Raw genomic sequence first — 14,604 nt, 5'->3', positions numbered from 1 at the left:
CCGGCTGGACGGCGAACGCGCGCCGCTGGCCGCCATGACGCACGCGGTGTCGGGCACCGTCGCGGGCGAGGCCGTGGGCGGCGCCGCCGGCGACGCGTCGGCCAAGCACACCGAAGTCGTCGACGGCAAGGTGCCGCACCTGACCGATCCGCTGGTGCTGATGGCGGGACGCGCAGGGCTGACGCAGGCGGCGGGGCGCAATGTCCAGGTGGCGGCCGGCGAGCTCGTGCATTGGTCGTCGGGACAGGACCACAACCTGGCCGTCATCGGTTCGCTGCGTGTGCATACCGGCCAGGCGCTGGGCATCGTGGCCGGCGTGCAGACAGGCGGCGCGGAATCCGGCCTGGACCTGATCGCGGGCACCGGCGAGGTCGATGTCATTTCTCAGCACGACACGCTGACGGTGCAGGCGCAACAGAACCTGCGCATGGTCAGCGCCAACGCCGGCATCGAGTACGCGTCGCCGCAGCGCATCCGCATCGCCAATGCGGCGGGCGCCAGCATCGTGATCGAAGGCGGCAACATCACCGTGACGGCGCCGGGGCGCATCGACGTCAAGACCGGTAACAAGCAGTTCGCCGGCCCGACGCAGATGCCGTATCCGTTCCCGCAATTCACCGTCTGCAAGACCTGCATCCTTGACGCTCAGGAAAGCGTGCAGTCCATCACCGACAAGGCATGACGGCGATGCAATATTCCTGGCAGGACGCGCTGCTGTCCACGTTCGCCGAATTGCCCCATCATCGCGGCCCGTATGGCGAGGCCGCGCGCGCCTATGTGATCGTCGACTTCCGCGGCCATCCGGACCTGCTGGCGCGGCTGACGGCCACCGAAGACCTGAGTTTCGGGTCGGTGTGGGCGCAGACCGGATTGGACATCTACGGCGACGTGGCGCCGCTGCTGATCGAAGTGGACGGCGCGTCGCAAGGCGTACTGCGCGGGCCGCGCCATGGGGACTTCAGCACCGTGCTGGTGCGCGTGCTGGAAGCGCTGCACGAACGTTCCGGCGGCCGCTACGCGATGATGAGCTTCGCGTCGGCCGTGCCGCTGGAGAAGCTGATCGCGCACTTCGGGCCGTTCTGCGACTACGCCTTGCCCGACGCCAGCGAGTTCTTCCTGCATTGGTACGACAGCCGCATCCTGGCGCGCGTGTTGCAGGTATGGACGCCCGAGCAGCGCGCGCGATTCGCCGGGCCGTTCGTCACGCTGCGCTACGCGCTGCGCGATGGCACGCTGGCTGAATTGCCGGGTGCGGGCAGGCTGCCCGCCGCACGGCCGGAAGGTATCGAAAAATTCTCGCCTGAACAGCACCAGATGCTGTTCGACCTGGACTACCCCGACAAGCTGGCGGTGCAGTTGCGCCGGCTTTATCCAGACATGCTGCCCGGCAATCCCGATCAGGACACGCTGGTGCCCCGCGTGCAGAAGCAGTTGGAACGTGCCCGCGCGCACGGCGTGGCGGGAGATAAGGACACGTTCGACTACGTCGCCTGGGGCGTGGCGATCTCGCCGCGCTTCGATGAGCACCCCTTGATCGCCGATGGGCTGCGCGCCTATCGGCCTGGCGCAGAGGGCGGGCTGACGCAAGCGCTGGCAGGCGTGCCGGATGCGGTGTGGGACGCGGTGCATCGGGCGGGCAGGGATGGCGGCGATGCGTAAAGCACTGGCCGGCATGCTGCTTTGGTTTGGCCTGTTGACCGGCTGCCACGCCGAGCCCACTTATCAAGGGGTGAGCTTCATTACGTATAACTACACACCGTGGAACCTGGAGCCCGTGCGCATCAGTGATGCATCGGGTCGCGCGGCAAGTTCCAGCACGCTCCCATCAGGCGGCGGCGAGGGAAGTGTGTCTTGCTGCTATACGTTTTCCGGTACGGAATTCAACGTGAAATGGAGCGGAGGCGATCCCGACCTGCTTCGCAAACACCTGTTTGATGACAAGTTCGACGATGTGCTCTTCAAGAAGGAAACGATGGTGCACTTCCCCGCCACGAGAGTGCCCGAAGGGGATGGAACGCTGATTCTGGAGTTGCACATCTATCCGGATGAACACATGGAACTTGCCTTGAGCCGCAAGTTGCGCGGGCAAGTCAGAATTCCAATCGTCGATACCGCTCGCTGGTTGTATGGGAAATACCGGGACGAGCTTGTGGGGTACGAGAGCGCAGATTATCTGGCCAACGACGTCGCCAGGGTCACCAGACAGGCGTGGATGGATTATCGGCTTGAAGACGCGCAGGACTTGCGCGCGTACATGTATCTCCATTTCATTGTGGCCTCGAACTTCGACAAGGACGCGCAGATTGCGGCCCTCTTGAAGGACCCGGCGCGAAAGCCTGGCGCATTTGGCGACGCGGTGACGTCGTTGCCGGCAGAGAAGATCGCGCAGTTGAAGGCGGCGGGTGCACCAAGTGGAGATAAGAATGTCGGAAGTGGGTATGGCGGAACAACTCGGGAGCACTGAATGCGTAAGGGTTTGATTGGGGTATTGCTTTGGCTGGGCCTGTTGGCGGGGTGCAATGGCGAGCCCGTGTACCAGGGCGTCAGTTTCATCGCGTACAACTACACGCCCTGGAATCTGGAGCCGGTTCGGCTCAGTGACAAGTCGGGCAATGTGGTCAGTTCCAGTACGTTGGTGCCGGGTGGCGGCGAGGGGCGGGTTTCCTGCTGCTACACGTTCAAAGGGACCGACTTTACGGTGAAGTGGCGCGGAGGAGACCCTGAGTTGCTTCGCAAACATCTGTTGGACGACAAGTTCGACGATTTGATGTTCAAGAAGGAAACACAGGTGCATTTTCCCGCCACCAAGGTGCCCGATGGCGACGGCACGCTTTATCTGGAATTGCACATCTATCCTGACGAGCATATGGAGCTCGCGCTGAGTCGCAATCTGACGGGACAAGTCAGGATTCCGATCGTGGAAACCACGCGTTGGTTGTACGGGAAGTACGGCGCCGATTTGGCCGGATACGAAAACGCGACCCAGTTGAAGCATGTTCTTGCAAAGGTCACCAGGCAGGCCTGGACGAGGTATCGCATTGAAGACCCTGAGGACATGCGCGGCTACATGTATCTCTACTTCGTCGTGGCCTCGGATTTCGACAAGCATGCCGAGATCGAAAAACTCCTGAAAGATCCAAATCGCAAGCCGGGTGACTTCGGCCGCGCCGTGTTTTCCCTGCCGGGCGAAAAGATTGCACAGATCAAGGCGTCCGGCACGCCTCCTGGAGAGAAGAATGTCCAGTGATCAGATTCCTGACGTCGACAGGACTCCCGCTTCAGTCCTGAAGGCCATGGCGGCCAATGAGGCTGCCTACCCCAAGGATTCCTGCACCGAATGCGGTCTCACGTTGCGTATGGGATTCTTCTTCGATGGCTTCGGGCGGAACAAGGATATCGATGAGGCGAATCCGACGTTCCTGTCGAACGTGAGCCGGCTGTGGATGGCCCACTTCAGCGAAGACGATGAGAACAGGCCGAACAAGCAGCACTGGTTTCCGTTCTACTATTCCGGCCTTGGCGTCGAGCTTAACGAGAGCGCAAAGGCTGACGTCGTGGTTCGCGCGCTGACGATTGCAGGCGGGAAAGTGGCCGACAAGGCGATCTCCAGCGCGCAGGACGCGGCAAAGAACATCACGCGTCTTGATGAAGTGCCCGATGTGGATGCCGCAGGGCGCGCAAAGTCGGCTGTCAAGCAATCCATCAGGGATGGGTCCTTCCACCCCATGGTGAAGGCCTACCAGGACGTCGTCAAAGACGTCCAGTCGCTTCCTGAGAAGACGGTAAGAATCTGGAATGCCCTGGACCCAGAGCGAATCCGCAATCGCGCAAAGGCCACTGTTCGCGGCTTCTGGTCGGATTTCAAGAAAAACCCATTCAAGGTTGCCTGGACCGCAGGAAAGAACGCTGCGAAAGCCACGTTGCTGGAAGGCGTGCCGGTCGTTCGGGACAATGCCGCCGTCGCCGAATTGATGGGAACCGGTGTCGACACGCGCCTGGACGCGGCCAGGCGTCAGTTCGAGGAAGCCTATCAGAAGGCCAACGCGGGCACCGAAAAAGTCGTGCGTATCGAGATCTGCGTGTTTGGCGCGGATCGCGGCGGGGTCATTGCCAAGCAATTCGTCAACGATATCGTCAAGAAGTACAAGCGCCGCCATGACACGGACCTGGCCATCGTAGGAAAAGACGGTGCGCCGGACGCGAAGATCGTCATCCGATTCCTCGGGCTGTTCGACAGTGTCGCTTCCATCATGGAAGAAAACTGGTTCCTTGAGGTCATTCCGTTCACGGACCTGATCAAACAGACGCACAAGGACCGCACGCTGACCATACCCGCAGCCGTCGAGAAGGCCGTGCATTTTGCCGCGGCGCATGAACTGCGCCGCAATCAGCGGCTGGATTCCCTGGAAAAGACGCGTGGCCTGCAGTATCTCTATCCGGGGTCGAGCGGGGATGTGACGGGCGTGGCCCCCGAGGGCTCGCTGGGCACGCGCGCGTCACTATCCCGGGTTCCTTTGCGCGAGATGATGAACCTGGCTCTCGCTAACGGCGCGGCGTTGTACAGCATGGAAAGCCTGGCGTCCCGGGATCCGGTGCTCTATCGGATGCTGAGCCTGGCCGGCTCGATCGAAGACGAAGGCCAGACCTATCACGTCCAGGAACTGGTCGACGCCTACCGGGAGATCGTCAAATACGAACCCGGCTGCGATTTCGCGCCGCACATGGAAGTTTTTCTGCGCTGGCTGGCGGTGCGTTATCAGGACCCCGTGTTTCGCGCCGGGATGTCGGACCCCGCGGAAGCGTGGATCAAGGACCGGGATTTCTTCACGCCGGAGCAGGAGCTCGCAGAAGAGCGCAGGCGTTTGAGCATGCTTTCGCGCGAGGAGCTTGCCAAGCCCGAGACCACGGCGCGTGCGCGGGAACTGGAAGCACTTGCCAACGAGCGCCGCGAGCGCGCCAATGCCAGCCGCGGCGAAGCGCCGCCGCAGCGCTTCCTGCCGCTGTGGGAACGCCTGCAAGAAGAGTACAAGGGCCTGGAAGAAGCCGAGCGCCAGGATGCGGCGACGGAGCAGCGGCGGCAGGACATGGAACGCAACCACCCCGAGCAGCTTCGCACCATGGAAAGGTGGGAGCAGGATGCGATCGCCATGGAAAACATGCGCCTCGGCAAAAAGCCGGGCGACGCCGATTATGTGCAGTCGCTGCCGGACCCGTTTGCCGACATGAAGGCTGATCGCGCGATGCAGCAGCGTCTGCTGACCGCCTGGCGCGATGCGCGCGACGGCAAGACGCAGTTGCCGCCCAAGGTCATGACGCTGTTCGACTGGCTGGTGCATGACGCGATGCTGAGCAGCTGGCCTGACCATCTGCTGGCCAGCACCCGGATGTATTTCCGAGTGCGCGACAAGGATGTGTTCGGCAAGACCGATGCGAAGGCCGAGATGGATCAGCGCGCCAAGGATATGCGAAACGCCGAAAAGGTGGAGGCGATGGCCGCGCGCAACGAGCAGAACATCCGGCAGATGACACCCGCGCGGCCCTGAACGGCGGGGCGGTGGTGATGGAAAGACGGCCCTGCAGAGCAGGGCCGTCTTTGTTCGTATGGCCGGTTTCTCTACCCGGCCGGTTCTTGGGTCCGGCCGGCTTTCACTTCTGGCCGGCTTTCACTTCTTGCCGAGGTTCACTTCTTGCCGTCTTCGACCTCGATCGTCACCGTGTTCGACTTCACGTCCTCGGCCTCGATGTAGACCTCATACGTGGCCGGTGTGGCCGGCAGGTGCAGCACGCCGGCCATGTCGGTGGTGAAGCGCGTTTCCACGGTCATGCCCGGCGGCAGGGCCATCTTCGGGGGGCGCGGTCCGCCTTCCCGCGGGTCCACCGAGACGTTGGGCAGCTTGGGACGCACGTAGTTGAAGGCGACGCCGCGGTAGACCTTGCCGGTTTGCGTATCCTTCGCCACGAAGCGCGGCAGTTGCGGATTGTCGATCACGGGCAGGATGCCGCGCGCGCAGACGGGAATCGTCAGGGTGCGGCCGTCGCGAATCTTCACACGCGAGGGCGCGGCGATGCGCATCTGCGCGTCGTAGCCTTGCAGCGGCGGCATGCAGGCGTGCTCCTGCTGCGAGTGCGTGGGCACCGTGGCAAAGGAGGCGGGCTCGATCCAGTCGGTAGTCATGATGGGCATGTCGATGTCGTGTCAGAGAGCGAAGGAGATCAGGGGCGCGTCGTCAGAATGAGGTCCAGCCTTCCGAGCAGTCCACCTTGCGCACGGCTTTGCTGCAACTGGGGCAGAAGTGGATGTTGGCGCAGGTGATGCCGTACATCACGCATTGCCCGATCTCGCTGCTGTACTGGCCATTGCGGTTGGGCAGGCCAAAGTAGCAGTGTCCCCCCATGTTGTAGTAGAAGTGCTGCGGCGGATCCAGCTTGGAGTCGTCGGCCGACGGGTCTTCGTCGCGCAGGCCGGGCCAATCGGGGCCGCTGGGCACCATGCCGAGCAGGTGGCCCATTTCGTGGGCCAGCGTTTCCGTCAGGTACGCCTGCGAGTTGGGGGCGTAGGGATCCAGCGTGGACACGAAGAGCAGGTTGGTGCCGGTGATGGCCAGACCCGCGTAGCTGGCGGCCACCGTGTTGAACTGGATGTTGAGCACGCCGTTCAGGGGCGTGGACGAGATCTGGGTCAGGTCGACCCTCACGGAGAAGACGGCGCCCGAGCTTTCGGGCAGCGGCGTCATCAGGTGGCGGGGGATGGGAATGGACCGTTCCGCGCCCGACGCGTCGGTGTAGATGTAGCGGGCGTGGACGAGCCAGTCGTCGCTGTCATCGAACTCGTACCAGAGGCTGGCCAGCGTGCGGTCGTCGTTGACGATGGGCACCGTCATCACGCGGCCGCCCGGTCCGGCGGGCACGGGCAGGCGCATGTCGCCGCTGGTGCCGGGCGCCGCCAGCCTGTCCACGTGGCAGACCACCAGCGTGTAGGGCTCGCGCTGTTTGCCGGGCGAGGTGGCGTACACGCGGCGCACGGCATCCATGATGGCCTGCTGCGAGTCAACGTGGTCCGCCGCGTCCACCGCCGAGCGGCCACGGAATTGCAGGCGCGGCAGCTGGATCATGTCGATGCCGTGCAGCGCGAATTCCGCGGTGACGGGCGTCACGTCGGCCAGATGGTTGGCCGGCCGGGTGCTCATGCACATGACTTCCTGGACGTACAGGCGGCGGGCGGTCTCGACGCGTTCGGTCTTGATGAGCTGGCCGCGTTCGTCGCGCACTTCGAACAGATAGACGTTGCGACCGGCGGCGGGCAGGTCGATGTCATCGACGATGCGGGTGCCGTCGGCATCCGTGACGTAGCTGCGCGGGTTGGTGTGCGGTTCCTGGTAGCTGGCGCGGCGGCCGCGTTCGCGGCTGGAGTACGTGATGTTTCCGGTATCCGGCTTGACGGTGATGGTGAAGCGGTGCGCGCCCGGGCGGTTGAATTCCACGTGGATGCGGGGACGCCGGGTCTGCCGCTCGGTGGTGGTGAGCGCGTTGCCGTCGTTCCAGCGCTCGTCGGCGCGTTCCAGGTTCACGTATTGCAGGCGCGCGCCGTCCTGACGGCCGCGATAGGTGGATGCGCTGGGGACCACGCGGCCGGCGTCGCCCATCGGAGGCATGCCGCCAGGCAGGTTGGTGCCTTGCGTGCGTGCGACCGGCCCCAGACCGATCGTGTCGAGTACATCGCGGGCGATCTGGGGCAGCGGCGATTCCGCCACGCCCGGGATCTTCATCAGCACCTCGGCCACCTTCGGCAGCGTTTCCGTGGCCAGCGTGGGCGATTGCAGGATGGCGCCGATCACGCCGGGCACCGACGAGGACGACAACCCCGGCATGCTGAGGATGGCGCCCGCGACGGCGGGGATATTGGCCTGCTTGACGTCGGGCAGCGTGAACAGCGTGTCGACGGCGGACCCCAGCGCGGCGGCACGGTCGCCGGCCGCGTTCAACGCCTGCGTCATGACCGGCACGATGGCGGCGCCGACGCTGGCGCTGACGCCGCCTGACAGGAGCGTGGACGCGCCGGCCATTGCCGTGGACGCGGCGCTGGCCTGCTGCGCAACGGCGGCAAGGCCGCCGCCGGCCGCCAGCGCGCCGAAGCCCGCCGCGCCTGAACCGCCGCCTCCCGCAGCGGCGGCTGCGCCCGTTGCCGCACCCGCACTCGCCACCGCACCTGCGCCGCCCGCAGCGGACAGATCGGTGGCGCTCGTGGCGGGCGCGCGGTCGGACATGCCCGCCGCCTGCGCCGTCGTGCTGCCGAGGACAGCGTCAGGGCTCCCGGCCGGGGTGACGGCGGTAGGCGGGGCGGTGGCGCCTGAGACGGTGGTGGTGGGCGACGCGGTCGGCGTGGCGGAGGGGTGGTTGATGGGGGGCGTGGCGCCCGGGGGGGAGGTGGGGGTGGCGGCTGCGCCGGTTCCGATGGTGGTGCCGGTGCTTGTGCCTGCGGTTGCGGTTGCCCCGGCGCCTGCGGCTGCTCCTGCCCCTGCACCCGCGGTGGCTCCTGTCGACGTGCCCGTGCTTGCACCAGCGCCAGCACCAGCACCAACGTCAGCACCTGCTGCGCCGCCCGCTTGAGGATTTGTTCCAACGCCAGCATCCGCGCCCGCACCCGCTCCTGTCATCGTGCCGTCTGCGCCTGGCGCTCCCGTCATGCTTGCGGAGGAAGACCCGACGGTCGGTGACACTTCAGCGCCCGGCGCTGCCGTGGCCCCGGCGACGGAGCCCACGGCCGGCGCCGTGCCTGCCGTCGCGTTGCCGCCGGAGGCCGCGCCGACGGCGGCGCTCGTCCCCGCGATGCCTGCCCCGGCCGACGGCTGCACATCGGGCAGCCCGGCGCCTTGCGGCAGTCCCGCTCCTTGCGGCAACCCGGCGCCTTGCGGCAGTCCCGCTCCTTGCGGCAGCCCGGCGCCTTGCGGCAGTCCCGCTCCTTGCGGCAGCCCGGCGCCTTGCGGCAGTCCCGCTCCTTGCGGCAGCCCGGCGCCTTGCGGCAGTCCCGCTCCTTGCGGCAGCCCCGCGCCTTGCGGCAAGCCCGCTCCTTGCGGTAACCCGGCGCCTTGCGGCAATCCTGCCGTGCCGGCCTCCGGCACGAAGCCCGGCGTTTGCATCGAGGCTTGCGGCAGGGACGTCGCGGCGGCGGACGAAACATCGGTTGCCGGCAGCATCGTCGCTTCGCTCATGACGGCGTCAGGCGCGGAGGCCGAGGGCGCATGCTGCGCGAATGCGCCTGTCGAGGACATCGCGGCAGCGGCGCCGCCTTGTGCCGGCGCGGACACGGCCGCCGAAAAGTCTCCGGTCATGGCGTCGCCAGCGGATATTCCGGACGCGGCGCTGCCGGAAGGCGAAGCCACGGAGGGAAGATCCGAAGCGCCGGGCAGGCCGCCTTCCACCGTGGATGCGGAGGCCAGCGGGCCGGCATGGCCGGCTGCCGACGCCGTTGTGCCAAGCAGGCTGCCCGCGCCCGCAGCCAATGAGGCGAGCAGGGCCGTATTCGGCAGCGCCGTGGTGCTCGCCGTGTTGTCGCGGTGAGAACCGGATTGCGCGTTGCCAGTCTTGGCGTCGTGGGAAGCGTGCGGGAGCGTGGCTGAGCCGTCCGCTGCCTGTGCGCGCGCGGACGGCGCGGCGGCCGCGATGGACTGTCCCGAACGGCCTGCGGCAAACAGGGCCAGCGCGGACAGCGCGGCTGTCTTCGATTCGGAATGCCGATCGTGCGCGGCGGGCGTTGCCTCGCCGTGTGTCGGCGTTCCGTATTGGTCGGGGTTCTCAATGGAGGCAGCGGAGCTGGTCGCGGCGCTGCGCGGTTCATCGGCGGTGTGGGCTTCATCGGCACGACGGCTGACGCCTTCGCTGTCGGCTTGCGACGACGCTTGTGCCGACATCGCGTGGGCCAATGTCGCCAGCATGCCAGCAGACGCGATCGGTGCGCTGGTTTGGCGGGCGCCCGAAGACGCGACGTTGGCAAAGCCCGCGAGCAGGGACGGCTGGGCGTCGAAGCGAGAGACGGCGTCCTCTGGCCGGACGGAGCGCTTGATGTCTGCGGCGTAAGCGGAGTCCGCCGGACTCGCCGAATTCGCTGCGGCCGTGGCGGCAAACGGAGCAGCCGTTTCCGAACCCGGGGCGTCCGTGGCTGCACGCGCGCCACTTGCGCTCGGCTGGGGCTCGCGCGAGGCTTGGACCTTGCCGCCAACCGTGCCGGCGGCAACGCCTGCGGCCATCGTCGCGCCAGCCGCTGCGCCCATTGCATCCAGAATGGGCCTTGCTGTTGCGCTCGCACCCGCGGCGTCGCTCGCGAGACCCGCGCCCGTAAATGCTGCCGACGTTCCCGCTAGCGTAGTCGCTGCAATGCCTGCATCTGTCACGCCGGTCGGGAGATCTGCGCCGGCGATCGCTGCTGGCGAACGCTCGATGGTTTGCGTCGCGATGCTTGCGCCATTAGACGGGTCCACCGCTGCGAGCGGCAGCTCTTCCGCCGAGCCCGCGCCTTGGACATCAAGCGCGGGACTCGCGAATTGCGCGCCGGCGTTCATGGCCGCCGCGGACGGATTCACGCCCGCCGCGCCAGCGGTCAGACCTGCGACCGTGCCGGCTCCGGCGGTGCTGGTGGCCAGCCCCACGCCGGCCCCGGCCGGCAGGGTGCTGGCGGCTACGCCTGCCGCCGCGCCCGTGGCAGAGACGGCGGGAGCGCTCACCGCTGCGGTTGCGCTGCCTGCCGCCGCGCCGGAACTCGAGGCGGTGGCTGGTGTCGTCGCGGATTGCGTCGGCGTTGCGTTGGCGGACGCTGTCGACGCTGCGGAGGGCGCGTCAGCGGCTGCCGACGTGACATTCGGCGCAGATGCTGCCGATTCAGGCGCTGATGGCGAAGTCGCTGACGACGCCGATGCCGTTGTCTGTGCGGATGCGGATGGCGTTGCCGGAGCGGAACCCGATGCCGATGCCGAGGCAGGCGCCGACGCCTCGGCGGAATTCTGTGTGGAGGTCGGCGCCGATGCAGGCGACGCAGCGGCATCCGCCGTCGTGGTCAAGCTGTTGGCGGCGGGCGATGCCGCAGCGGGTTGCGACGCCTGCGCGGTTGTTGCGCCGCCTGCAGCGGCAGGCCCGCCAGACGTGGCGCCAGGGCCACCAGCAGCGCTTGCCGCGGGTGTCGAGCTTGCGCTTGTTTGCGCGCTATCGGCAACACCGGCTGGGGCAGCCGCTTCACCCGCCGTGCCAACAGCCGCACCAGCACCAGCACCAGCACCAGCACCAGCACCAGCACCAGCACCCAATCCCCCCGCCACGCCAGCACCCGCTCCGCCAGCGCCGCTCCCGATCCCCGCCAATCCGGCGGCGCTGCTGATCATCTTCGACGCGCCTTCGGGTGCGACGGAGGCCAGCATGTCGGTGGCGGCCGGCAGCGCGGACATGGGGTTCTTGACGAGTTCAGCCGCCTTGGAAACCGCGCCCGCGGCGGAAGCGGCGCCGTCAATCATGCCGCTCGCGCCGGGCGCCACCGTGCCCAGCAAGCCCTTGGCCGCCGGCAGCGCCGACATCGGGTTCGCAACCATGGCCTGCGCCTGCGACACCATACCCATGGTGTTCTTCGCCGTATTCAGCAGGCCGCCGACGGCGGGGCTGGCGTTGCCCAGCAGTCCGGGGGCGGCCGACAGCGCGCTCATGGGATTCTTTGCCATGCCGGCCAGCGCATTGGCCTGGCCGGCCAGTTGCGACAATTTGCCGGCGGCGCCCGCGGCGGTCTTGCCCAGGTCGCTCAAGCCGCCGGGCACCATGTCGCCCAATCCGCCCAGGCCCCCGCCCGCGCCCGCCGCGCCGGCCGCGCCGCCAAAGCCCGACATCAGGCTCGCGCCGGCCTTCTTGGCGGCGGTGGCGAACGCGCCGTCCTTGTGCACCAGTTCCGCGCTGACGATGAGCGGATCATCCACGGTCGTGCTGGGCAAGGCTGGCAGGCTGGCGGCATCGTTGCCGGGCCCGACAAAGTTGTGCGTGGCGCCCTTGACCGAAAACAGGCCGGGTCCCTTGAACACGATGTCCGCGCCATCGAGCGTGACGCTGCCGCCGGCCGCCTGCAGCGTGACGCGCTGGTTGCCGAGGATTTCGATGCCCTCGGCCGAAGAGGTCACGGTGATGTCCTGTCCGGCCAGCGCTTCCAGGATGTCGGTGTGGGCGTGCAGAGAGACCGGCGCTTGCGCCGAGATCGCGCGCAGCGGCCCTTGCTGCGCGAACACGCTTGCCGACTTGGCCGAGACGGCGGCGTAGGTCTGCGTGGCCGCAACATGCGCATCGGACTGCGCGGTGGCATGCAGATGCTCGCCCGCATGCAGCACGGCGCTGGCCGGTGTGGCAAGGTTCAGCGAGTTTGGCGCATCGACCAGCAGGTGCGGCCCGTCGATGCGTTCGATGTCGGCCTCGGCCGCGCGTTGGCCGTTGATCGCCTTGCCGGCCGCCTGGCCATTGACCTGGCGGGCGTAGCGGCCGTCCTGCTCGGGATCCAGCGCCTTGATGAGATCGTCATAGCCCTCGGCGGCCACCAGGGGCCGCGCCTGGTGCTGGCCCGCACTGTCGTTCAGCCGGCGCGAGGCGTCCTGCGCGCCGCGCAGCAACAGCAGCGCTTCGTTGATATCGGCCTGCGTCGACTTGCCCTGCTCGCGTGCCGTGGCCGACACCAGCAGGCCCTGGCCCGAGCGCAGCACGGCCCAGGCGTCCGTGCGCAGTTCGAAGCCCGTGCCGCGCCATTGGCCGCGGCTGGCGTCGTCCAGACCCTGGTCCACCAGATAGCCCAGGCCCAGTTGCGTGGCGGCGGTGGAACTTGCCAGGCGCGTGCGCAGCTTGCCCTTGGTGTCGTCGAAGACCCACTGGTTGCGGCCGGCGCCGTCCAGTCCCTGGCTATGCCAGCCGCTGAGCACGCCCGCGTGGTTGGCGTCGCCGTTCTCTCCCGCGGACCAGGGCGGCAGATCCGCGTCGTTGTATAGCTGGCCCGCCACGACAGGCTGATCGATATCGCCGTCAATGAACTCGACGATGACTTCGGTGCCGCCACGCGGTAGATGATGAGCGCCCCAGTTCGGCCCGGCCTGCGCGCTGGCCACGCGCAGCCAGGTGCCGGACCGGTCGTCGCCGGGCGCGTTGCCGCTGGCGTCGCCATGGGAGCGATGCGGCAGGCCGCCCGTCAACGGCTTCTCGCCGCGTTGCCACGGAAACTGCACCTTCACGCGCAGGTCGCGGTCGGACGTGATGGGCGCGTCGGCCGCGCTGACGACCACGGCGGCCAGGCTCTCGGGCGCCGTGGGGCGGGGGCGCCAGGCCGGCATGAGCGCTGCCGCCTCAGGCTGCGCGCGGAAGCGGTTGCGATAGGTGCCGCGCTCCATGTCCGGCGTGTTTAGGACCTGCGCGGCTTGCCCGCCCAGGTTGTTGGTCGCTTCGTGCGTGACGTCGAGCAGCACGTACCGGTTGCCGGCAAGCTCATCGATGGCCTCTTTGCCGCCGCCCTGCGCATAACGGTCATGCTGGCTCAGCTCGAACACCCGGCCCGGCGCAAGCGAGCGGGCCGTGCCGGCGCCCTCGAAGCGCACCAGCCGCGACTCGTGCGCGCGCATCGCACGCGCCGCGCTCTGTTCGGCGGCATCGTCGTCGGCGTACTGGCCGTGGCCCGCGTAGTCATAGTCTTCCAGCACGGGCAGCGCCTCGACGACCACCTGCGACTGCAACTGCGCGGCATGCGCGGTCAACGAGCGCTCGTTCCACGCCGCACGCGCCACGCTGCCCGGACGCACGGATTGCGCGGCGGAAAAGCGCGTGATGCTGTCGCTGGTCTCCGTGGCGTCGCTGCGGTGAAAGCGCAGGGGTGACGCCGGGTCTTCCGGACGCGCCGCATCCGCATCGAAGATCACCACGCGGTGGCGTGCGCCGCCGCCGGCGCTTTCGCCATCATTCTGCTGGTGCTCGAACCGGTAGCACAGGCCGGCCTGCGCCAGAATGCGCTCCACGAACGCCAGGTCCGATTCGCGGTATTGGGTGCAGATCGCACGGGGCGGCAGCGCTTCGGTGAGTTCGAAGGCGAACGCGGCCTGGGGATAATCCGAAAACACCTCGCTGACGATGTCCTGCACCGACAGGTCCTGATAGATGAAGCTGTCGCGGCGCAGCGCCAGCGCCGCCATCCACGGCGCGGCGTGCAGGCGGTAACGGGCCAGGCCGCCATCGGCGCCCAGCGCGTCCGCGCCTTCGACTACCGCGTGCCAGTGCCGCATCGTTCCATCGGCCTGCAGCAGGCTGACGGTGATCTCCTTGCCCAGCAAGGCCGCCACGTCCAGTTCCGCGCTGGCCGCCAGGCAATCCAGCGTCATCGAGAACAGCCGCGAGACGCCCTCGGACAGGCTCATGTGCTCGATGACCAGTTCCGCATCAAGCGCGGTGGTCAGGCGCAGCAAGCGGGCTTGTTGCGACAGGGTGGCGATGTTCAGCGTGGAATAGGCCGGGGCGTTGGAAGGCGAGGCGTTCATAGGGCTGGGCGGTATTCGTTTGGCGGAGCCAGAGGCGCGCGGGTGCGCCGGAAGGGACAGGCCCTCTCATGCGTGGCCC

The 14,604-nt window shown here is 67.5% G+C and carries 7 protein-coding genes; 5 read left to right on the top strand and 2 right to left on the bottom strand.

The window, feature by feature from the left end; genetic code table 11:
* The 5 genes from HV681_RS12390 to HV681_RS12370 all read left to right on the top strand — a co-directional run.
* Positions 1 to 682 (top strand): DUF2345 domain-containing protein (locus HV681_RS12390; RefSeq protein WP_175123340.1); only part of this gene is annotated, 682 nt, incomplete at its 5' end.
* Positions 679 to 1,659, top strand: coding sequence for a DUF4123 domain-containing protein (locus tag HV681_RS12385; protein ID WP_254594949.1), 981 nt, complete (start codon positions 679 to 681; stop codon positions 1,657 to 1,659). The genes HV681_RS12390 and HV681_RS12385, both read left to right, overlap by 4 nt.
* Positions 1,652 to 2,464, top strand: coding sequence for a hypothetical protein (locus tag HV681_RS12380; RefSeq protein ID WP_175123339.1), 813 nt, complete (start codon positions 1,652 to 1,654; stop codon positions 2,462 to 2,464). The genes HV681_RS12385 and HV681_RS12380 overlap by 8 nt, the downstream gene beginning before the upstream one ends.
* On the top strand, positions 2,465 to 3,247 hold the full coding sequence (locus tag HV681_RS12375; RefSeq protein WP_175123338.1) for a hypothetical protein: 783 nt from the start codon (positions 2,465 to 2,467) through the stop codon (positions 3,245 to 3,247).
* Positions 3,237 to 5,543 (top strand): T6SS phospholipase effector Tle1-like catalytic domain-containing protein, encoded by a 2,307-nt coding sequence (locus tag HV681_RS12370; RefSeq protein ID WP_175123337.1) that lies wholly within the window; start codon positions 3,237 to 3,239, stop codon positions 5,541 to 5,543. The genes HV681_RS12375 and HV681_RS12370 overlap by 11 nt, the downstream gene beginning before the upstream one ends.
* A gap of 137 nt (positions 5,544 to 5,680) precedes the next feature.
* Here HV681_RS12370 and HV681_RS12365 read toward each other — a convergent pair whose 3' ends face one another.
* Together HV681_RS12365 and tssI are read right to left on the bottom strand one after the other, a co-directional pair.
* On the bottom strand, positions 5,681 to 6,184 hold the full coding sequence (locus HV681_RS12365; protein WP_175123336.1) for a hypothetical protein: 504 nt from the start codon (positions 6,182 to 6,184) through the stop codon (positions 5,681 to 5,683).
* A 43-nt stretch (positions 6,185 to 6,227) separates the two neighbouring features.
* Positions 6,228 to 14,525 carry a type VI secretion system tip protein TssI/VgrG gene (gene tssI, locus HV681_RS12360; RefSeq protein WP_175123335.1) on the bottom strand — a complete coding sequence of 2,766 codons (8,298 nt, stop codon included), beginning with the start codon at positions 14,523 to 14,525 and terminating at the stop codon, positions 6,228 to 6,230.
* Positions 14,526 to 14,604 lie beyond the last annotated feature (79 nt).

Origin of the sequence: Achromobacter animicus, from assembly GCF_902859585.1 — a bacterium.
Classification (GTDB): Bacteria; Pseudomonadota; Gammaproteobacteria; order Burkholderiales; family Burkholderiaceae_B; genus Achromobacter; species Achromobacter animicus.
Note: the sequence above shows the minus strand (reverse complement) of the source record. Positions and strands in the feature narration are given on the sequence as shown.

Coding starts and splice junctions, on each gene's coding strand:
- HV681_RS12365 (WP_175123336.1), bottom strand. CDS start 6,184: ATGCCCATCATGACTACCGACTGGATCGAGCCCGCCTCCTTTGCCACG.
- HV681_RS12380 (WP_175123339.1), top strand. CDS start 1,652: ATGCGTAAAGCACTGGCCGGCATGCTGCTTTGGTTTGGCCTGTTGACC.
- HV681_RS12375 (WP_175123338.1), top strand. CDS start 2,465: ATGCGTAAGGGTTTGATTGGGGTATTGCTTTGGCTGGGCCTGTTGGCG.
- tssI (WP_175123335.1), bottom strand. CDS start 14,525: ATGAACGCCTCGCCTTCCAACGCCCCGGCCTATTCCACGCTGAACATC.
- HV681_RS12385 (WP_254594949.1), top strand. CDS start 679: ATGACGGCGATGCAATATTCCTGGCAGGACGCGCTGCTGTCCACGTTC.
- HV681_RS12370 (WP_175123337.1), top strand. CDS start 3,237: ATGTCCAGTGATCAGATTCCTGACGTCGACAGGACTCCCGCTTCAGTC.